Consider the following 19,935-nt stretch of genomic DNA (forward strand, 5'->3'; position numbering starts at 1 on the left):
TGGTCGCGGGCGGCAAAAGAGAGTTCTGCTATGTATCACCTTCGAGTACCGCAAACGGAAGAAGAGTTAGCGCGTTATTATCAGTTTCGCTGGGAGATGTTGCGCAAGCCGCTCCATCAGCCGCAGGGCTCCGAGCGCGACGCCTGGGATGCGATGGCGCATCACCAGATGGTGATGGACGAGTCTGGCAACCTGGTGGCGGTTGGACGCTTGTACATCAACGGGGACAACGAAGCGTCGATTCGCTTTATGGCCGTGGATCCTGCCGTGCAGGATAAAGGGCTCGGCACGCTGATGGCGATGACGCTGGAATCGGTCGCGCGTCAGGAGGGCGTCAAACGCGTTACCTGTAGCGCCCGCGAAGACGCGGTGGAGTTCTTTGCCAAGCTCGGATTCGTAAACCAGGGTGAGATTACCACCCCGCAAACTACGCCAGTGCGCCACTTCCTGATGATTAAACCCGTGGCGACGCTCGACGACATTCTGCACCGCGGCGACTGGTGCGGTCAGCTTCAGCAGGCCTGGTACGAACATATCCCACTTAGCGAAAAGATGGGCGTGCGCATTCAGCAGTACACCGGGCAAAAATTTATCACGACCATGCCGGAGATCGGCAATCAGAACCCGCACAATACGCTGTTCGCCGGCAGTCTGTTCTCGCTGGCGACGCTCACCGGTTGGGGACTTATCTGGCTGATGCTGCGCGAACGTCATCTCGGCGGCACCATCATTCTGGCCGATGCCCACATTCGTTACAGCAGCCCTATCAGCGGCAAACCCAGCGCCATTGCTGACCTGGGTTCACTCAGCGGTGACCTCGATCGCCTTGCTCGTGGCCGTAAGGCGCGAGTACAGCTTCAGGTTGAGCTGTTTGGCGATGAGCATCCGGGGGCCGTTTTTGAAGGCATCTATATCGTTCTGCCCGCCAAACCCTTCGGGCCGCTGGAAGAGGGCGGCAACGAGGAGGAGTAGTTCAGCTCTGGCCTGGTGATCCAGGCCACGACTTTTATTGAAAAGTGTTAGTGGTTTTCATTTCGCAGGAAGATCCGACGCAAAACAAAACAGAAGTCTCAAATCAGACTTTCACCCCGTGCCTTAACATCGTAAATTGCCTGAAAATTAACCGCTCATGATATACTGGAGTGATATATGAGCATGGCGATTGAAATGACTATGGGCAGAATCCTGATCGATCTTTCCGATGATGCGTTGCAACGACTTGAGAGTCTTAAGCAACTAAGAAACCTGCCGCGTGCAGAATTAATCCGTGAAGCTGTTGAACAGTATCTGGACAGGCAAAGTACATCCGTCATCCGGGAAGCTCTGGGGCTGTGGGGGGATGGAGCAGAGGATGGGATAGAGTACGAACGTAAGTTACGCGAGGAGTGGTGAAGATGGAACGCGTGGCGGTGTTTGATACCAATATTCTTATCGATCTTTTAAATAAAAGGCTTGAGGCGGCTGAAGCCATTGAAAATGGAGCAAGCCATCGGGCAATCAGTTTGATTTCCTGGATGGAAGTGATGGTTGGGGCGCGGAAATATCATCAAGAGGCGAGAACGGCGGCGCTACTGGGCGCGTTCGAGGTCATTGACGTCAGTCGGGAAATTGCGGAGCGAAGCGTTCTGCTTCGTGCAGAGCACGGTATGAAATTACCGGACGCCATCATCCTCGCCAGCGCGGTGGTGAGAAATTGCCCGCTGATAACCCGTAATACTAAAGACTTTGCCGGGATCTCTGCAGTAAAAATACCGTACCAATAAACCGGGCACATTCGCACCCGGTTATCCGCTATTACTCACCTTCGCCCGGGAACAGGAACGGGTTGATGGAGCTGCGGGCAAAGCCCTCTTGCTCCATACGTGCGTCCAGCACCAGAGAGGCAAGATCGTCCGCCACGGGCTCAACGTTCGGGTCTTTTTCCTGGTACAGAATCTTCAGGTAAGTACCGCAGTCGCCGCAGCTTTCCGCTTTGATCGATGCCTGCTCGTTATCCAGCGACCAGTAGTGCAAATCGCGGCTCTGTTCGCAGTTGCTGCATTTTACGCGCACCACGTGCCATTCAGACTCACACAGGTTGCAGTGCAGATAGCGCAGCCCTTGGGTGGTGCCAATCTGCACAACGCTTGAAACCGGCATCGATCCGCATACCGGACAGAACTGGCGGTGCTCGCCGTACTCCGCTCGTGCTTTGCCGGGGATCAGGCTGGCCATTTGTGCCCAGTAGAGCGACAGCGCAGCCCAGATGAACGGGGCTTTATCGCTGCTGACGGAAGCGAAATCGGAAGCGAACAGGGCGCTCGCCATCGCTTCCAGCTCCGTATCGGAGGCTTTTTCCAGATTCTCGATAACCGCCAGCGCCGGGCCGCTCATTTCAGGCTTCAGCTCGGCTATCATCGACTGCAGCAATTTTTGCCAGTGCTTGTCGCGGGGCAGGACGTGAATATCCAGCGGTGGTTTGCCCTGAGCTGCGGCTTCTTTAATGCGCGCGGTCAGATCCATTTGCAGCGGATGGTCATACAGCACCACTTCCTGCGCATGGGCGATAAGTGCAGCAAAACGCAGGTAATCACCCAGCGGATTGTCCTGAGCCAGCTGCTGCAGGCGTTCCGCTCTGCGGTGATAGAGGTTTTTCAGTCGCGGGAATAATAACGGCGGAATTGCTTCCGCCGTGCGTTTCTCGCTACTCCCCAGTTCATCTTGCGGGATTATGCGAATACTCATTCGGTCTCTTTTTCCTGTTTCTGGCGGACTTCCCGGTACCAGCGCGGGTGATGTTTTTTCGCCCATGCGCTGGTGACCCAGCCTTCCACCATCGCGGTAATGGTACCTTTCACCCAAAGGGCGGCGTAAATATGCACCATAATAACCACAATTAACGCTACCGCGGCAAATGAATGCAGCATCAGCGCGAAGCGGATCACCGGAATGGAGAACGCTGGCGCAAAGTACGGACGCCAGATAATCACGCCGCTCACCAGCAGTAGCACCAGGAAGATAATCGCCGCCCAGAACACGCATTTCTGGCCGAAGTTATAGCGTCCGGTGTCCCCCACTTCCTCGTTGACGACGATCTTACGAATATTCTTCGCCCAAAAGATATCATCCCGATTGATTAGATTATGGTGCCAGTAGCGGAAGAACATGATGATGAACGAAGCGAACATCACCACCCCGACGAAGGGATGCACAATGCGCGCCAGCTGCGGCGTACCGAGAATGTGCATCAGCCAGTTGAAGGACGGGAAGAAAAAGCCCAGCCCGCTCACTGCCGCCAGAATAAAGCAGAAGGCGGTGACCCAGTGGTTGATGCGTTCCGGCGCGGTGTAGCGCACGATGGTGTCACGACGTTTCATTTGCGCACCTCGTCTTTCTCTTCATGCAGATTGTCCTCTTCCTCATCGGCGCGGTTTGGCCCAACCCCGACGTAGTGGAAGATGCTGGCGGCAAAGGTTGCTGCGAAGCCAACGGCGGCAAGCGGTTTCCAGATGCTTTTCCAGAACTTAACGGTCTGGCTGATTTCCGGGTTCTCCGGCAGGCCGTGATAGAGATTCGGCTTGTCGGCGTGGTGCAGCACATACATCACGTGCGTACCGCCAACGCCCGCCGGATCGTACAGGCCCGCGTTGTCATAACCGCGCGTTTTCAGCTCTGCCACGCGTTCGCCTGCCAGCACTTTCATATCCTCTTTGGAGCCAAAGTGGATAGCGCCAGTCGGGCAGGTCTTCACGCAGGCCGGTTCCTGGCCCACGGTAACGCGGTCTACGCACAGCGTACATTTGTAGACACGGTTGTCTTCCGGATTCAGGCGCGGTACGTCGAACGGGCAGCCTGCGATGCAATAACCGCAGCCGATGCATTGCTCAGACTGGAAGTCGACGATGCCGTTGGCATACTGAATGATAGCCCCCTCAGACGGACACGCCTTCAGGCAGCCTGGGTCGGCGCAGTGCATGCAGCCATCCTTGCGGATCAGCCATTCCAGTTTGTCGTTCTGCTCCACTTCCGAGAAGCGCATCACCGTCCAGGACTTGGCGGTCAAATCGGCGGGGTTGTCGTACACCCCGACGTTGCTGCCGATTTCATCGCGGATATCGTTCCACTCCGAACAGGCCACCTGACAGGCTTTACAGCCGATACAGGTGGTCACGTCGATAAGCTTCGCCACTTCCTGCTGGTGGTCGCGTGCCTCTGGCGGTGGCGTTAAGCCGTTAGTCGCGGAACGACGGATGATATCTTGGGATTGATAAGCCATAAGTCGTCTCCGTTACACCTTTTCCACGTTCACGAGGAAGGATTTGAACTCCGGCGTCTGGGTGTTGGCGTCGCCGACGTACGGCGTCAGGGTATTGGCGATAAAGCCTTTCTTCGCCACGCCCTCGTAACCCCAGTGGATTGGGATGCCGATGGTATCCACGTCCTTACCGTCCACCTTCAGCGTGCGGATACGCTTGGTCACCACCGCCTTGGCCTTGATATAGCCACGGTTGGAAGAGACTTTAACGGTATCGCCGTGGCCGATGCCAAGCTTGTTCGCCAGCTTCTCGCCAATTTCCACGAACTGCTCCGGCTGCGCGATAGCGTTAAGCAGCGCGTGCTTGGTCCAGTAGTGGAAGTGCTCGGTCAGACGGTAAGTGGTACCCACGTACGGGAACTTATCGGCTTTACCCATTGCCGCCAGGTCGTCTTTAAACACGCGTGCTGCCGGGTTCGACACGACATTTGGATGCAGTGGGTTGGTGCCAAGCGGTGTCTCAAACGGCTCGTAGTGTTCCGGGAACGGTCCTTCCGCCATCTTATCGAGAGCAAACAGGCGACCCATGCCTTCCGGCTGCATGATGAACGGCCCGACGTCAGACCCCGGTGCTGCGGTGCTGTAGTCCGGAATATCCATCCCGCTCCATTTCGCGCCGTCCCATTTCAGCAACTGGCGTTTCGGATCCCACGGTTTACCCTGAGGGTCAGCGGAGGCGCGGTTATAGAGAATGCGGCGGTTGAGCGGCCACGCCCATGCCCAGCCGAGCGTATTGCCCAGGCCTGAGGGATCGGCGTTATCACGACGCGCCATCTGGTTGCCGTCCGGCGTCCAGCTGCCCGCGAAGATCCAACAGCCGCTGGAGGTGGTGCCGTCGTCGCGGAGCTGTGCAAACGAAGTGAGCTGCTGCCCTTTCTTGACGATGACCGCGCCCGTTGCCGGGTCGGTAATATCGGCCAGCGCTTTACCGTTGCTCTCCATTGCAACTTCTTCTGAAGCAGGCTCTTCCGGCGTGGAGTAGTTCCACGTCATGTTGAGTACGGGCTCCGGTACCGGACCGCCGTCTTTGGCGTACATTTCACGCATGCGCATGAAAATGCCTGCCAGGATTTCGCCGTCGGTTTTAGCGCTACCCGGGGCGTCCGCGCCTTTCCAGTGCCACTGCAACCAGCGCCCGGAGTTGACGATGGAGCCGTTCTCTTCGGCAAAGCAGGTGGACGGCAGGCGGAAGACTTCGGTCTGAATCTTCGACGGATCAACGTCGTTAGACTCGCCGTGGTTCTGCCAGAACGTAGACGTTTCGGTGTTCAGCGGATCGATGGTCACCAGGAACTTCAGCTTCGAAAGTGAAGCCACAATTTTGTTCTTGTTCGGGAACGACGCCACCGGGTTGAAGCCCTGACAGATATAGCCGTTCACCTTGCCCTGCGACATCATCTCGAAGTACTGCAGAACGTCGTAGCCTTTGTCCCACTTCGGCAGCCAGTCAAAGCCCCAGCTGTTTTCAGCCGTTGCCTTATCCCCATAGAACGCCTTCATCATTGAGACGAAGAACTTCGGATAGTTACCCCAGTAGTTCACCTGGCCTTCCAGCAGCGGTTTAGGCGTGTTGGCCGTCAGGTAGGTTTGCAGGTCGGTCTGTTTTTCGCTCGGCAGCGTCATGTAGCCCGGCAGGCTCTGTGACAGCAGGCCGAGATCGGTCAGGCCCTGAATGTTGGAGTGACCGCGCAGCGCGTTCACGCCGCCGCCGGCCATGCCCATATTGCCGAGCAGCAGCTGGATCATCGCCATCGTGCGGATGTTCTGCGCACCCACGGAGTGTTGCGTCCAGCCCAGCGCATACAGGAATGATGCGGTTTTGTCGTGTGCGCTCGTTTCGGCGATGTACTCACAAACTTTCAGGAAGTCGGCCTTCGGCGTACCGCAGATGTTCTCAACCATTTCTGGCGTATAGCGGGAAACGTGCTCTTTCAGCAGGTTCCACACGCAGCGCGGGTGGGTGAGAGTGGTATCGCGTTTGGCATGACCGTTTTCGTCCAGCTCATAGTTCCAGCTGGTTTTGTCATACTTGCGTGCATCTGCGTCATAGCCGGAGAACAGGCCGTCGTCGAACGCGTAATCTTCGCGCACGATCAGGCTGGCGTTGGTGTACGCCTCGGTGTACTCACGGTTAATTTTTTCGTTGTTGAGCAGATACAGGATCACCCCGGAGAGGAAGGTAATGTCCGTCCCGGAACGAATTGGCGTATAGAAATCTGCCACCGATGCCGTACGCGTAAAGCGCGGATCGATAACAATAAGTTTGGCACCGTTGTGGATTTTGGCTTCCATCGCCCAGCGGAACCCGACCGGATGCGCTTCAGCGGCGTTACCGCCCATCACCACAATCAGGTTGGCGTTCTTAATATCCACCCAGTGGTTGGTCATCGCACCGCGACCAAATGTTGGAGCAAGACTTGCTACCGTTGGTCCGTGTCAGACGCGCGCCTGGTTGTCCACCGCGAGCATGCCGAGCGCGCGGGAGAATTTCTGGCTTAAATAGCCGGATTCGTTACTGGAAGCAGAGGCGCACAGCATCCCGGTGGAGAGCCAGCGGTTAACGGTGGTGCCTTCGGCGTTTTGTGCAATGAAGTTGGCGTCACGGTCGGCCTTCATCAGCTTCGCGATGCGGTCAAACGCGTCATCCCAGCTGATTTGCTGCCATTTATCGGAACCCGGCGCGCGGTATTCTGGGTATTTCAGGCGGCTTGCGGAGTGGATGAAATCCACCAGGCCTGCCCCTTTCGGGCAGAGCGCGCCACGGTTAACCGGGTGATCCGGATCCCCTTCGATATGGAAGATAGATGCTTTGGCGTTTTTGGCTCCATCGCCGAGGCTGTACATCAACAGCCCACAACCGACAGAACAATATGTGCAGGTGTTACGGGTTTCACGGGTGCGCAGCAGTTTGTACTGCCGCGTCTCCGCCAGCGCGACACTCGGGGCAAAGCCCAGTGCTGCTGCCGTGGTGCCTGCCATACCGCCAGCGCAGATCTTAAAGAACTGCCTTCTGCTGACCTGCATGGGTCACTCCTTGTTTCGACATTGCTTCCCCGTCGCCCTTCAATACCTGAACCGCTAAGGGGATGGATTGTTATTAACCTTTGCGGTCATTGCCGCAAAGGTTCAGAATTAGGGGTAAATCTCCCTCTTTCCTGGAGGGATATCTATTCAGAGTACCACATGTTAGGTACGTTTGTTCCAATACGGTTAACGCGAAGTGAACAGAAACTCATCAGCACAGGATGAAAATGTGAGTCAACTCACTGGAATGCGCCAGGTCAGCCTCTGGAATCGCCAGGATCTGCAGCACACCCGGCAGGATGAACTCGCCGAGGAAGTGCCCGTGGCGCTGGTTTATAACGGCATTTCCCATGTGGTGATGATGGCGACGCCGAAAGATCTTGAGCTGTTTGCTGTCGGTTTTTCCTTATCCGAAGGGATTATTGAAAACCGCGCAGAGATTTACGGGATGGATGTGTTACCGGCCTGTAACGGGCTGGAAGTGCGCATCGAGCTTTCCAGCCGTCGCTTTATGGCGCTTAAAGAGCGGCGCCGTGCGCTGGCTGGACGTACCGGCTGCGGCGTCTGCGGGGTGGAACAGCTCGACGACGTTGGTCGTCCGGTGGCACCGTTGCCTTTCACCCAGACCTTCAGCCTGAAATATCTCGATTTAGCCCTGGAACACCTCAACGACGTTCAGCCGGTTGGTCGCATGACGGGCTGCACCCACGCAGCAGCATGGGTGATGCCGGATGGAAAGCTGGTGGGTGGACTTGAAGATGTGGGTCGCCATGTGGCGCTCGATAAGCTGCTGGGCAAACGGGCTGGAGAAGGGGATAGCTGGCATCAGGGGGCAGTGCTTGTGTCGAGCCGCGCAAGTTATGAAATGGTGCAGAAAGCGGCGATGTGCGGCGTGGAAATCCTCTTTGCGGTTTCCGCGGCCACCACGCTTGCGGTCGAAGTTGCCGAGCGCTGCAACCTGACGCTGGTCGGGTTCTGCAAGCCGGGCAGGGCGACGATTTATACGCACCCCCAGCGGTTATTGAGTGTATGACAATTAGTCAAAAAAATTGAATGATGTAAGCAAAACCTTCCGCTATTCGTTATCTGAATGTGACGTTACTATTTATCACATCAAGGCACGGTGCCTTACTAAAACAGATTAACGAAAGGGTTTATATTATGAAAAGCATCAAAACTTTTGTCGCAGTTATCGCTCTGGCTACTTCTTTCGGTTCTTTCGCAGCGCAGACTGTGACCGCAACCTCTTCTACCCTCGACGGTGCAGAAGCGAAGATCGCCGCTCAGGCTCAGGAAGCGGGTGCCTCTTCCTACAAAATCACTCAGGCTTTCACCGGTAACAAAGTGCACATGACCGCTGAACTGAATAAATAATCGAGTTCGACTGCAGAAAGAGCGCCTTCGGGCGCTTTTTTTTATGCCCAAATCAGTGAAGCCCTGCCAGCCTCAGTAAAGCGGTGACTGCCGCAGCAGAGAGGATCACAAAGATTAACGGCACCTTACGCCAGGCGAGAAACACCGCAACGGTCACACCGAGCACGCGAGCGCTGCCGGCAAAATGGCTGCCTTCAAAGAACGTCGCAGCCAGCGCAACGGCAAACAGCAGCGTGGTGGCCGCATCGTTGAGCATCGCCTGAGAACGCTCGGAGAGCGCCAGCTTATTACCCAGCTTCGTACCGCCAAAGCGCATCAGATAAGTCCCGACCGACAGCACGGCGATCCCGGCAATAATCCATAACGTCTCGCCCATTATTTTTTCCTCGCAAGAAGACCAAACAGCGACAGCAGCACCGGCACGCCCGCAGGCGTAAACGGCACGGAGGCCAGCGAAATGACCGCGCCGCTCACCGCGCGAATCAGCGTGGTGCGCTTTTTAAACGCCGGGATCACTAAAGCTAAAAGGATGGCGGGGAAGACGGCATCCAGCCCGATGGTTTCCGGCGAAGGCAGCAGCTTGCCGACGCCGCTGCCGAGCAGGACGCCCAGCGGCCAGAGGATTGCAACGCCGCTGCCGCACAGCCAGTACGCGGCTTTACGCTGTTCCGGCGTGGGCTGAGACATGCCGAAGACTACACTTTCATCGTTCATGATATGGCAGCCAAGCAGCCCGGCGGCGCGTTTGCCAACCAGGTCACGCACCGCGACGCCAAACGGGATATGACGGGCGTTAACCAGCAAACCGGCGGCGGCGGCGGCCAGCGGATTGCCGCCGCTGGCAATGATGCCGATAAACATAAATTCAGACGCCCCGGCAAGCACCAGCGTCGAGAGCGCCAGCGGCACCCAGAGGGGAAAGCCCCACGACATCGCCAGCGAGCCATAGGATACCCCCACGACGCCCACGGCCACGCAGACCAGGAAAATGGCCTTGATGGTGTCGCCTTTGAGGCAGGAGAGATAGTGTCTGAACATACAAATTAGCCATATCGAACGAGTTTCCATTATAATGAACGCACCGGAGTCGTTTTTCAAGATGAACGATTCGTTCGATTTGACTTTATTTTGCAAGCAATACGGAGCCGTATATGACGCAGCCAATCAGCGTGATCGCCAAAAGCCTGGTGCGGGAGCGCCAGCGAACCGGGCTGTCGCTGGCGGAGATTGCCCGTCGCGCGGGCATTGCCAAATCCACGCTGTCGCAGCTCGAAGCCGGAAACGGTAATCCAAGTCTGGAGACGCTGTGGTCGCTTTGCGTGGCGCTGGATATTCCGTTCGCCCGTCTGCTGGAGCCGCAGCTGCCGACGACACAGGTGATCCGCCGTGGTGAAGGTACAAAAGTGGTGGCTGAGCAGGCCAACTATCAGGCGATTTTACTGGCAACCTGCCCGCCGGGCGCACGCCGTGATATCTACCTGCTGATGACGCAGCCGGGCGCTGACCGCATCTCTCAGCCGCATCCGCCGGGGTCGGTAGAACATATTATTGTGACTCAGGGCCGCGCCCTGGTGGGCCTGACGGAAGCGCCCGAAGAATTAGCCGAAGGCGACTATATTTGCTATCCCGCCGATCGTGAACACGTTTTCAAAGCGCTGGAGCCTGATACGCACGCGCTGCTGGTGGCGGAACAGAACTAAAAGCGGCCTCTCCTGAGAGAGGCCAGTAACAAAACCCGCGCTTACTTCAGCCAGAACACCTCTTTCAGCTCCGCGCTCACCGGGCTGTTGTCCGCGTTTGACGGCATCACTTCTCCCATATATTTCCACCAGCGCTGGCAGACATCGGTGCTGGCGACAGCATTCCAGCGCTCCTCAGACTCAATTTCCACCGTTGCGAAAAGCAGGTTGCGGGCCTTATCGAGGTAGATGGCGTAGTGATGCGCCCCATGCGCTTTCAGCACCGCTTCCAGCTCCGGCCAGATGGGATTGTGGCGGTGCTCATACTCTTCATGCGCGTGTGAGTGCACCTGCATCACAAAAGCTTTGCGGATCATAAAGCCTCCAGGTAAAGCTCACGCACCTCGTCACGGCTGGCGCTGCGTGGGTTGCATGGCGCGCACGGATCGGCGAGGGCTTTGTCCAGCCAGCCTTCGATATCGGCTTTGGTGACGCCAAGCTGGTTGAAGCCAGCAGGAATGCCGACGCGGGCGCTAAGGTCGCGAATGGCCTGAATGGCGGCCATGCTGGCAGCTTCATCACTCATACCGCGCGTGTCGACGCCCATGGCATGCGCTACGCGAGCGAAGCGGGCAACGGCGTTCGGGCGGTTAAAGTTTTCGATGATCGGCAGAAGAATCGCATTGCAGACGCCGTGTGGCAGGTTGTGCGTGGCGCCTGGCTGATGCGCCAGTGCATGAACAAGCCCGAGCCCGGCGCTGTTGAAGGCCATACCCGCCAGATACTGACCGAAGGCCATCTGCTCGCGAGCTTCAAGGCTGTGGCCGTTATCGACCGCTTTTGGCAGCCACTGCGTAATCAGGCGAATGGCTTCCAGCGCGTTGGCGTCGGTGAGCGGGTGTGCGCCGACAGAAACATAGGCTTCAATGGCGTGGGTCAGTGCATCCATTCCGGTGGCAGCGGTTACGGAGGCCGGAATATCCAGCATCACGCTGGCATCGTCTACGGCGATATCCGGGATAATGTTAGCGTCAATGATCACCTCTTTGACCTGGCGTTCGCTGTCGATAATTACCGCGTTGCTGGTCATCTCCGCGGCCGTTCCGGCGGTGGTGTTGATGGCCACCAGCGGCACGCCCGCGTTTTTGACTTTGCCGACGCCTGAGTAATTTGTGGACGGGCCCGGATTGGCGGTGAGGATTTTCACGGCCTTGGCGGTGTCGATTGGGCTGCCGCCGCCGAAGGCGATAATGTAGTCGCAGTCTGCCTCCTGATAAGCCTGAAAACCTTTCTGCACCAGCGCTTCCGTCGGATTCGGGAACACTTCATCAAAGAGGTGATATGACATCTTATGCTCATCCAGCGCGGCAAACAGCGAGTCGAGCAGGCCCATTTTCACCAGCTGCCCGTCGGTAACAATCAGCGCTTTGCCCCACTGTTTGCTTGCCACGAGATTGACCATATCGCCAATTGCGCCCGCGCCGTGCAGGCTGATTTTCGGCAGTGCCAACATAAAGCTCATTTTATTCTCCTTAATTACGATGATTTTTATGCCCGGCGGCGCTGCGCTTGCACGGGCCTGCATGAACGTAGGCCGGGTAAACGCAGCGCCACCCCTTCTCCGTTGTAAAATCCGTTGCGGCTGTAGCGCAGGAAATAGCCAACGACAACGAGCGTGGCGAGGGTAAGCCAGCTCATTTACCGTCAGTCCTGACAGCGGGGCGCGATGTTGTTATGGGTACAAATCTAAAGCGGACTGCATCGGGGTGACGCCAAAACGCTTGCCGAGCGCAATCAGCTCTTCCCGGGTGATGGTCTGTTTCATGCCGCCCATCGAATAGACTTTGACGAGCACTTCTGCTGATTTTTCGGCGGTATCGATAAGGCCAAAGGCTTCATCCAGCGTCGGGCCGCTGCCGAAGACGCCGTGGAACGGCCACAGCACCAGCGAATGTTTCTGCATATCTTTGGCGGTTGCCTCGCCGATTTCATCGGTGCCCGGCACCATCCACGGCAGAATGCCGACGCCGTCCGGGAACACTACCAGGCACTCGGTGCTGCCTTCCCACAGTTTGCGGGTGATGAAGTCGGTACTGTTCTCCAGCACGTAGGTCAGGGCGATCAGGTTGGTGGCGTGGCAGTGCATGATCACGCGGTCTTTGCCATGGGTCGCTTTGATGCGCTCGCAGTGGGACAGGAAGTGCGCCGGCAGTTCAGAGGTTGGCACCGCTTCGTGCGTCAGCCCCCAAATAATGTGGTAGCCCGCGCCGTCGCTGTCTACTTTGACGATGCCTAAATTCGCCGCCGGGTCGAGCTGCACATTGCGGAAGAATTTGCCGGAGCCGGTGACGATAAACGGCGTGTTGGCAAGCGCTGGCATCGGCTGGCTCAGGGCGATATAGCGCGGTTTGGCATGGAAATCCGCTTCGAACGGTGCGATGTCGGCCTCGCCCAGGCGCAGCGTCAGGTTGCCGCCGTTGCGCTCGTCCCAGCCCTTCAGCCAGGCGTCGGTGGTGGCTTTGATCATGCCCTGGACGAACCAGGCGTCGATAATGGTCTGCATAATTTTGTGGATCCTTTGAAAATGCCGGGTGGCGCTGCGCTTACCCGGCCTACATTTATCCGTAGGCCCGGCAAGCAGCGCGCCGCCGGGCAGTGTATTTATTTGCGCTTCGCTAAAACGTCTTTCTCATAAGCTCGCACGCTCTCGAGCCACTGGCTGCCCGCCGGGGTATCGTTGCGCTGGCAGTACATCTCCCAGACGGCCTGCCACGGCAGGCATTTCTGCTCTTCAAGCAGCGCCAGGCGCGCGGTGTAGTCGCCGTCCAGCTCCAGCTGGCGCAGCTCTGCCGTTGGCTCCAGCAGCGCGCGCAGCAGGGCTTTCTTCATGTTGCGGGTGCCGATAACCCAGGCCGCGATGCGATTGATGGAGGCATCGAAGAAGTCGAGGCCGATATGTACGCGGTCGAACAGGTCGTGGCGGATGATTTCGCTGGCGATGGCCTGAGTTTCATCGTCCAGCAGCACCACGTGGTCGCTGTCCCAGCGCACCGGACGGCTCACGTGCAGCAGCAGGCGCGGCACGAACAGCATGGCGGCGGAGATTTTGTCTGAGATGACTTCGGTCGGGTGGAAGTGACCTGCATCAAGACACAGCGCAGTCTGGCGGCTGGTGGCGTAGCCCATATAGAACTCATTGGAGCCGACGGTGTAGCTCTCCGCGCCGATGCCGAACAGCTTGCTTTCCACGGCGTCGATGTGGTGTGCCGGGCTCAGTTTTTCGCTGATGATCTCATCCAGCGCGTTCATTAAGCGCTGGCGTGGCGCGAAGCGATCAACGGTCAGGTCCTTCATGCCATCCGGGATCCAGATGTTCATCACCGAAGGCGTGCCGAGCTGCTCGCCGAAGTACGCTGATACGCGGCGGCTGGCCTTGCAGTGGTCAATCCAGAACTGTCGGATTTCATCGTTGGCGCTTGCCAGGGTAAAGCCGTCGGCGCTGTTCGGGTGCGAGAAGCAGGAGGGGTTGAAGTCCAGCCCCAGCTTATTGGCTTTCGCCCACTGCACCCAGTTTTTGAAGTGCTCAGGCTTGATTTCGTTGCGGCCAACCGGCGTCTCAGACTCCAGATAGATGGCGTGCAGGTTCAGGCGTTTTGGGCCCGGGATCAGGCTCAGCGCCTGCTCCAGATCGGCGCGCAGCTCCGTGGCGTTCCGGGCTTTGCCCGGATAGTTGCCCGTTGCCTGAATGCCACCCGTCAGCGCGCCGCCTGGATTTTCAAATCCGGCGACGTCGTCGCCCTGCCAGCAGTGCATCGAGACGGGCAGACGGTCAAGCTGACGCAGCGCCTCCTCGACGTCGACACCCACAGCGGCATAACGCTGTTTTGCCAGTTCCCAGGCTTGTTCAAGTTGAGTGGTCATGCGCAAAGCTCCTTGGTCTGTTGTGGCTGAAATTGCGCGACGTAGCGGGCAATTTCACTGTTCGGATCCGGGGTGAAGGTGGTGAGGGCATGGTTGCCGCGCACCACCTCGCGAAAATCGTCAACGTCTTTGAGTTCGTCTAGCGTCATCAGCTGCACGCCGATGTTGCCGAGCGTGGAGGCCTCAATCGGCCCGGCGATGACCGAAATGCCGCAGGCATCGGCGCAAAGCTGGTTCAGCAGCTCGTTCTGACAGCCGCCGCCGACGATGTGCAGTTGTGAAAAAGCGTGGTCGTGAAGATCGGCGAGTTCGTGCAGCACGCGGGCATACAGCAGCGCCAGACTATCGAAAATACAGCGCGCCAGTTCCGCCGCGCTTTGGGGGACAGGCTGCTGGCTTTCGCGGCACGCGGCCTGAATTTCGGCGCTCATGTTGGCCGGGTTGATAAAGCGGTCGTCGTTCGGGTTAATGACAAATTTGCAGGCCGGGATATCGCGGGTCTGAGTGATTAAGGACGCAATATCGCTGATGCTTTGTTCTTTGAGCACGCGCTGAAGCAGCCACAGCCCCATGATGTTTTTCAGCACCCGGTAGCGGCCTTCCGCGCCGCCTTCATTGGTGATGTTGTTGGTGAGCGCCACGTCGCTGGTGGCCGGGGTTTTGCTTTCATAACCCATCAGCGACCACGTGCCGGAGGAGAGGTAAGCCGCATGTTTACCCTTCAACGGCGAAGCAATGACCGCGCTGGCGGTATCGTGGCTGGCAACGGCGACCACCGGGATTTCGTTGCCCAGCGGGCAAATCCAGTGACCAATCACGTTGCCGGGATGCGTCGGCGTGCCGAACCAGCGGCGAGGCGCACCCGCCCAGTTGAGCAGGCTCTCATCCCAGTTATCCGTGTTGATGTTCACCATCTGAGTGGTGGTCGCGTTGGTGTACTCCCAGTTCAGCTTGCCGGTCAGGCGAAAGCTGAAATAGTCGGGGATCAGCAGGGCGTGGGCGACGCTGTCGACGATCTCTGGTTGTTGATCTGCAAGGGCGTGGAACTGATACAGCGTGTTGAAGGGTAAAAACTGAATGCCGCTGCGGCGGTAGATGTCAGCACGCCCCAGCTGTGTTTCGGCAAGCTGCATCACGCCCTGAGTACGGCTGTCGCGATAGGAGACGGGCAGGCCGACGCGCTGGCCGTCTTTATCCAGCAGCACGTAGTCCACGCCCCAAGTGTCGATGCCGATACTGTCGATAAGAATGCCGTCGTCGCAGACTTTCTTCAGGCCGAGGCGGATATCGGCTTCCAGGCTGTCGATATCCCAGCAGTCGGTGCCGTTCACTTTCTGCAGCGTATTCACAAAGCGGTGGATTTCCCGCAGCGCCAGGGTCCGTTTTTGGCGGTCGTAACTGGCGAGCATGACGCGTCCGCTGGAAGCGCCTAAATCCACGGCCACACAATGGCGAAAACTCATTGGAGAGGTCCTTCTGATGGTCAATGGCATCAGTCTGGCGTACCCCTGCACTGGCTACCTTCTCACTACTGACAGCGGTAAAAGTCGGCTGGCAAGAAAGCAAAGGTGAACGTGAGAACCTTCACACTTTCCAGTAATCATGCCGTTTCATGCGGGTGTGACGCTGAACGCATTTCCTGATTTTTCCTGTCGTTTCTTGAAAAATGAACGAGGTTTGCGCGCTTTGCTGTCAAAAATTCAAGGTGAGATTGGCGGGGGCTGCTTATTATCCTGATAACTTTTCTCATCTGGCGGAACTGTTATGACCGTATTGCACAGCGTGGATTTCTTTCCTTCAGGACATGCGCCTGTTGCCATTGAGCCACGGCTTCCACAGGCCGAGTTCCCTGAGCATCACCATGATTTTCATGAGATTGTTATCGTTGAGCACGGCACGGGCATTCACGTGTTCAACGGTCAACCCTATACCATTGCCGGCGGCACGGTTTGCTTTGTCCGCGATCACGACCGCCATTTGTATGAGCACACTGACAATCTGTGCCTGACCAACGTCCTGTACCGTTCGCCTGATGCTTTCCAGTTTCTCTCCGGCCTGCAAAAGCTGCTGCCGCAGGAGCAGGATGGCATCTACCCCTCACACTGGCGGGTGAATCAGTCTGTGTTGCACCAGGTGCGCGGAATTGTGCAGCAGATGGAGGTACTCGATGATGGCACTGACATGCACGCCATCGCCCACCGCGAAATTCTGTTTATGCAGCTGCTGGTGCAGCTGCGCAAGGGGAGCCTGGCGGCGGAGGCGACCAACAACGATGCGCGCCTGAATCTGATGATGGCGTGGCTGGAAGAGCACTTTGCGGAAGATGTCTGCTGGGAAACGCTTGCCGGACGCTTTTCTCTGTCGCTGCGTACCCTGCATCGCCAGCTGAAACAGCACACCGGGTTAACGCCTCAGCGCTACCTCAATCGTATTCGCCTGACCAAAGCGCGTCACTTACTACGCCACAGCGATGAGAGCGTTACGGATATCGCTTTTCGCTGTGGTTTTGGCGACAGTAACCACTTTTCGACGCTGTTTCGCCGCGAATTTCAGTGGTCACCGCGTGATATTCGCCAGGGGCGCGACACCCTGCTTCAGTAACGCGAGTCCAGTCACCGTTTTTGCCCGTAAAACAGCGAATAATAGGCAGTTATTCGCTGTTTGAGGTCCTCCGTGCCAGCCCAGCTCATTCTCCGCAAAGCCGATTTCTTTGCCTCCCCGCAGCAGGCGGTGGCGGTGGCCGATCGCTATCCGCAAAACGTCTTTGCTGAGCATACCCATGAGTTCTGCGAGCTGGTGCTGGTGTGGCGCGGAAACGGGCTGCATATCCTTAACGACAGGCCCTACCGCATTACGCGCGGGGATCTGTTCTACATCCGCGCAGAAGATAAGCACTCCTACGCTTCCGTTAACGATCTGGTTTTACAGAATATTATTTACTGCCCGGAGCGGCTGAAGCTTAACCTTGACTGGGCGGCGCACATTCCCGGCCTGAATGGCACCGTCTGGACGCCGCACTGGCGCATCGGCAGCAACGGCATGGCTCAGGCGCGGCAGGTGATCACCGCGCTGGAACAGGAGAGTCACAAAACGGGCGGCCAGATTGACGATATGGCCGAGCTGCTGTTTGCCCAACTGGTGGTGACGCTGCGCCGCCATCGCTATGCCACCGATAACCTTGCCGCCACCGAGAGCGAAGCGCTGCTCGATAAGCTGCTGACTGCCCTTGCGGGTAGCCTGAACCGGCCTTTTGCGCTGGATAAGTTCTGTGAGCAGCAGGCCTGCAGTGAGCGAACGCTGCGTCAGCAGTTTCGCAGCCAGACGGGGATGACCATTAATCACTATTTGCGCCAGCTGCGCATCTGCCACGCGCAATATCTGCTTCAGCATTCAGAATTGATGATCGGGGAAATTGCGATGCACTGCGGCTTTGAGGACAGTAACTACTTTTCGGTGGTGTTTAATCGCGAAGTGGGGATGACGCCAGGGCAATGGCGTCATCGTCAAAAAACCGCGGCGTAATCAGTTCGCCATGCCCAGGCCAACGATGTTGGCGGCGATGATAATTACCACGCAGCCGAGGCTCAGCACCCCGACCGGACGGCGTCCTGCCGCATTCCACTCTTTGAGAATCAGCCCAACCAGGCCGCCGCACAGCACGTAGAAACTCATGTGCAGCATCCAGCTCATGTAGTCGTACTGCGCCGGAATGCTGGCGTGGCCCCAGGCGTAGAAGAAGAACTGCAGATACCACATCAGCCCTGCCAGTGCGGAAAACAGGATATTGCCGACGATCATCGGTTTTGCCAGCGAGAAGTCTGCTTTTACCGACAAGTTTGATTTTGTTGCCAGGCGAATGAAGCAGAAGCCAAGGTTAATTACCGCACCGCCGCCCATAATCACGACATAGCTTGGCAGAGCGACATACAGCGGATCGACACCCAACGCGGCGGCGGCTTCATGCATCGGCTTTGCGGCGTTCATCGCAAATGACATCCCGGCGGAGAAAATCCCGCACATGACCGCCAGCACCAACCCTTTTTTCAGGTTGAACTCTTCGGCTTTGATGCCCATTTTACGCTCTTTAAGCTGCCCCGCGCGGGTCACAATGCCCACGCCAACGACGGCAACCAGCACGCCGAGCAGCGTCATACGCCCGCCTTCGGTGCCAACCAGAATGTGAAAATCTCCGTTCAGAATCGGTGTCATCAGCGTGCCAACGATAAGCGTAATGCCGATGGCAATGCCAATACCCATCGACATGCCAAGGTAGCGCATGGTCAGACCGTAGTTAATGTTACCGATGCCCCACATCGCGCCGAACAGGAACACGGGCAGCAGCGTGGAGGCGCTGAATGAACCGTAGTAGGCCCAGAAATCTGGCAGTAGCATGGCGCTGATCGTCCACGGCAGGATGAGCCAGGAGACGATACCGCCAATCGACCACATCGTTTCCCAGGACCAATTTTTAACCTTTTTGAACGGGGCGTAGAAACAGGCTGCACTGGCTGCACCTATCAAATGCCAAAAAATACCCATCGTAATCGCGTGACTCATTTTTTTATCCTCAACGTGTTACGTCGATGAATCTTTCATCTGACCTGATGAGTGTAAAAATCAGTCAACGGATTAACCTTCAGACCGTTGCCGCGTAAACCCTGGACCTGGCAAAAAGCGCGTGTTCCGCCTGAGCGGGCTCACAAAATCAGCCACATAACCAATTGTTATAACCTTATTAAAACTACGGCATTGATAAACATTTTCAATATCATTTAAATAACTATAATGAACCAACTGCTTACGCGGCGTTAACACCTCTGCCGCCCGATAATAACTGGAGATGAATATGAGTTATACACTGCCATCCCTGCCGTACGCGTACGATGCCCTTGAGCCGCACTTTGACAAGCAGACGATGGAAATCCATCACACCAAACACCACCAGACCTATGTGAACAACGCTAACGCAGCGCTGGAAAGCCTGCCGGAGTTCGCAAATCTCTCCGCGGAAGAGCTGATCACCAAACTGGATCAGCTGCCAGCAGACAAGAAAACTGTGCTGCGCAACAACGCAGGCGGCCACGCTAACCACAGCCTGTTCTGGAAAGGCCTGAAAACCGGTACCACCCTGCAGGGCGACCTGAAAGCGGCTATCGAGCGTGATTTCGGCTCCGTGGACAACTTCAAAGCGGAATTCGAAAAAGCCGCTGCCACCCGTTTCGGCTCCGGCTGGGCGTGGCTGGTGCTGAAAGGCGACAAGCTGGCGGTAGTTTCAACCGCTAACCAGGATTCCCCGCTGATGGGCGAAGCGATTTCTGGCGCATCCGGCTTCCCGATTCTGGGTCTGGACGTGTGGGAGCACGCTTACTACCTGAAATTCCAGAACCGTCGTCCGGACTACATCAAAGCGTTCTGGGACGTAGTGAACTGGGACGAAGCGGCTGCGCGTTTTGCAGCGAAAAAATAAGGCGATTTAGCGCCTCCTGCCCTGGGCAGAAGACAAAACCCTGCTGATTCAGCAGGGTTTTTTTATGCCTGCCGCGGGAGTTGTGATAAAGATCAAAAATAAAAACATTGATCCCATAAATATAAAACATCGTTTTAATTTGTTTGTTCGATCACTGTTCTCACCCCTCGTTGGGA

22 protein-coding genes are annotated in these 19,935 nt (G+C 57.0%); 9 read left to right on the forward strand and 13 right to left on the reverse strand.

Annotated features, from left to right (window positions below):
- Positions 1-30: 30 nt before the first annotated feature.
- The 3 genes from fabY (at position 31) to AB1287_RS19445 (ending at position 1,763) form a co-directional block, all read left to right on the forward strand.
- Positions 31-972, forward strand: coding sequence for a fatty acid biosynthesis protein FabY (fabY, locus tag AB1287_RS19435; protein ID WP_312629286.1), 942 nt, complete (start codon positions 31-33; stop codon positions 970-972).
- 177 nt (positions 973-1,149) lie between these two features.
- Complete coding sequence (locus tag AB1287_RS19440) at positions 1,150-1,392, forward strand: CopG family transcriptional regulator (RefSeq protein WP_435618815.1); 243 nt, start codon at positions 1,150-1,152, stop codon at positions 1,390-1,392.
- Positions 1,393-1,394: 2 nt separating this feature from the next.
- Positions 1,395-1,763, forward strand: a complete 369-nt coding sequence (locus AB1287_RS19445; RefSeq protein WP_435618816.1) for a type II toxin-antitoxin system VapC family toxin — start codon at positions 1,395-1,397, stop codon at positions 1,761-1,763.
- 31 nt (positions 1,764-1,794) lie between these two features.
- On the opposite strand, the gene fdhE is transcribed toward AB1287_RS19445, so the two are convergent.
- From fdhE to fdnG, 4 genes are read right to left on the reverse strand one after another with little or no spacing between them, the layout of a single operon-like run.
- Complete coding sequence (gene fdhE / locus AB1287_RS19450; protein ID WP_435618817.1) at positions 1,795-2,724, reverse strand: formate dehydrogenase accessory protein FdhE; 930 nt, start codon at positions 2,722-2,724, stop codon at positions 1,795-1,797.
- Complete coding sequence (gene fdoI, locus AB1287_RS19455; protein WP_312629226.1) at positions 2,721-3,356, reverse strand: formate dehydrogenase cytochrome b556 subunit; 636 nt, start codon at positions 3,354-3,356, stop codon at positions 2,721-2,723. The genes fdhE and fdoI overlap by 4 nt, the downstream gene beginning before the upstream one ends.
- On the reverse strand, positions 3,353-4,255 hold the full coding sequence (fdxH, locus tag AB1287_RS19460) for a formate dehydrogenase subunit beta (protein ID WP_435618818.1): 903 nt from the start codon (positions 4,253-4,255) through the stop codon (positions 3,353-3,355). The genes fdoI and fdxH overlap by 4 nt, the downstream gene beginning before the upstream one ends.
- 12 nt (positions 4,256-4,267) lie before the next feature.
- Entirely contained in the window at positions 4,268-7,318 is a 3,051-nt protein-coding gene (fdnG, locus tag AB1287_RS19465) for a formate dehydrogenase-N subunit alpha (RefSeq protein WP_312629228.1), read from the reverse strand.
- Between the two features lie 247 nt (positions 7,319-7,565).
- Between fdnG and fdhD the strand changes: the two genes are divergently transcribed.
- Positions 7,566-8,351, forward strand: a complete 786-nt coding sequence (gene fdhD / locus AB1287_RS19470; RefSeq protein WP_312629288.1) for a formate dehydrogenase accessory sulfurtransferase FdhD — start codon at positions 7,566-7,568, stop codon at positions 8,349-8,351.
- Between the two features lie 128 nt (positions 8,352-8,479).
- On the forward strand, positions 8,480-8,692 hold the full coding sequence (locus AB1287_RS19475; protein ID WP_312629229.1) for a DUF1471 domain-containing protein: 213 nt from the start codon (positions 8,480-8,482) through the stop codon (positions 8,690-8,692).
- 52 nt (positions 8,693-8,744) lie between these two features.
- On the opposite strand, the gene AB1287_RS19480 is transcribed toward AB1287_RS19475, so the two are convergent.
- Complete coding sequence (locus tag AB1287_RS19480; protein WP_435618819.1) at positions 8,745-9,068, reverse strand: AzlD domain-containing protein; 324 nt, start codon at positions 9,066-9,068, stop codon at positions 8,745-8,747.
- Positions 9,068-9,730 (reverse strand): AzlC family ABC transporter permease, encoded by a 663-nt coding sequence (locus AB1287_RS19485; protein ID WP_312629231.1) that lies wholly within the window; start codon positions 9,728-9,730, stop codon positions 9,068-9,070. Before AB1287_RS19485 ends, AB1287_RS19480 begins: the two co-directional genes overlap by 1 nt.
- A gap of 113 nt (positions 9,731-9,843) precedes the next feature.
- Between AB1287_RS19485 and AB1287_RS19490 the strand changes: the two genes are divergently transcribed.
- Entirely contained in the window at positions 9,844-10,392 is a 549-nt protein-coding gene (locus AB1287_RS19490) for a helix-turn-helix domain-containing protein (protein ID WP_312629232.1), read from the forward strand.
- 41 nt (positions 10,393-10,433) lie between these two features.
- On the opposite strand, the gene rhaM is transcribed toward AB1287_RS19490, so the two are convergent.
- The 6 genes from rhaM to rhaB all read right to left on the reverse strand — a co-directional run bounded on the left by rhaM (position 10,434) and on the right by rhaB (position 15,755).
- Positions 10,434-10,748 carry an L-rhamnose mutarotase gene (gene rhaM, locus AB1287_RS19495; RefSeq protein ID WP_435618820.1) on the reverse strand — a complete coding sequence of 105 codons (315 nt, stop codon included), beginning with the start codon at positions 10,746-10,748 and terminating at the stop codon, positions 10,434-10,436.
- Positions 10,745-11,893 carry a lactaldehyde reductase gene (gene fucO, locus AB1287_RS19500; protein WP_435618821.1) on the reverse strand — a complete coding sequence of 383 codons (1,149 nt, stop codon included), beginning with the start codon at positions 11,891-11,893 and terminating at the stop codon, positions 10,745-10,747. Before fucO ends, rhaM begins: the two co-directional genes overlap by 4 nt.
- Before the next feature lie 26 nt (positions 11,894-11,919).
- Positions 11,920-12,069 (reverse strand): hypothetical protein, encoded by a 150-nt coding sequence (locus AB1287_RS19505; RefSeq protein WP_435618822.1) that lies wholly within the window; start codon positions 12,067-12,069, stop codon positions 11,920-11,922.
- Between the two features lie 34 nt (positions 12,070-12,103).
- Complete coding sequence (gene rhaD / locus AB1287_RS19510; RefSeq protein WP_435618823.1) at positions 12,104-12,934, reverse strand: rhamnulose-1-phosphate aldolase; 831 nt, start codon at positions 12,932-12,934, stop codon at positions 12,104-12,106.
- 98 nt (positions 12,935-13,032) lie between these two features.
- On the reverse strand, positions 13,033-14,292 hold the full coding sequence (gene rhaA, locus AB1287_RS19515) for an L-rhamnose isomerase (protein ID WP_435618824.1): 1,260 nt from the start codon (positions 14,290-14,292) through the stop codon (positions 13,033-13,035).
- On the reverse strand, positions 14,289-15,755 hold the full coding sequence (rhaB, locus tag AB1287_RS19520; protein WP_435618825.1) for a rhamnulokinase: 1,467 nt from the start codon (positions 15,753-15,755) through the stop codon (positions 14,289-14,291). The genes rhaA and rhaB overlap by 4 nt, the downstream gene beginning before the upstream one ends.
- 301 nt (positions 15,756-16,056) lie before the next feature.
- Here rhaB and rhaS point away from each other — a divergent pair, with 301 nt between their 5' ends.
- Complete coding sequence (gene rhaS / locus AB1287_RS19525) at positions 16,057-16,893, forward strand: HTH-type transcriptional activator RhaS (protein ID WP_435618826.1); 837 nt, start codon at positions 16,057-16,059, stop codon at positions 16,891-16,893.
- 72 nt (positions 16,894-16,965) lie between these two features.
- Positions 16,966-17,814, forward strand: coding sequence for an HTH-type transcriptional activator RhaR (gene rhaR, locus AB1287_RS19530; protein WP_312629242.1), 849 nt, complete (start codon positions 16,966-16,968; stop codon positions 17,812-17,814).
- On the opposite strand, the gene rhaT is transcribed toward rhaR, so the two are convergent.
- Positions 17,815-18,849: an L-rhamnose/proton symporter RhaT gene (gene rhaT, locus AB1287_RS19535; RefSeq protein WP_312629243.1), complete on the reverse strand. Its 1,035-nt coding sequence runs from the start codon at positions 18,847-18,849 to the stop codon at positions 17,815-17,817.
- Between the two features lie 289 nt (positions 18,850-19,138).
- Here rhaT and sodA point away from each other — a divergent pair, with 289 nt between their 5' ends.
- Positions 19,139-19,759 (forward strand): superoxide dismutase [Mn], encoded by a 621-nt coding sequence (gene sodA / locus AB1287_RS19540; RefSeq protein WP_004203668.1) that lies wholly within the window; start codon positions 19,139-19,141, stop codon positions 19,757-19,759.
- Positions 19,760-19,935 lie beyond the last annotated feature (176 nt).

The sequence above is a fragment of the Scandinavium sp. UTDF21-P1B genome, from assembly GCF_040750395.1.
GTDB lineage: Bacteria > Pseudomonadota > Gammaproteobacteria > Enterobacterales > Enterobacteriaceae > Scandinavium.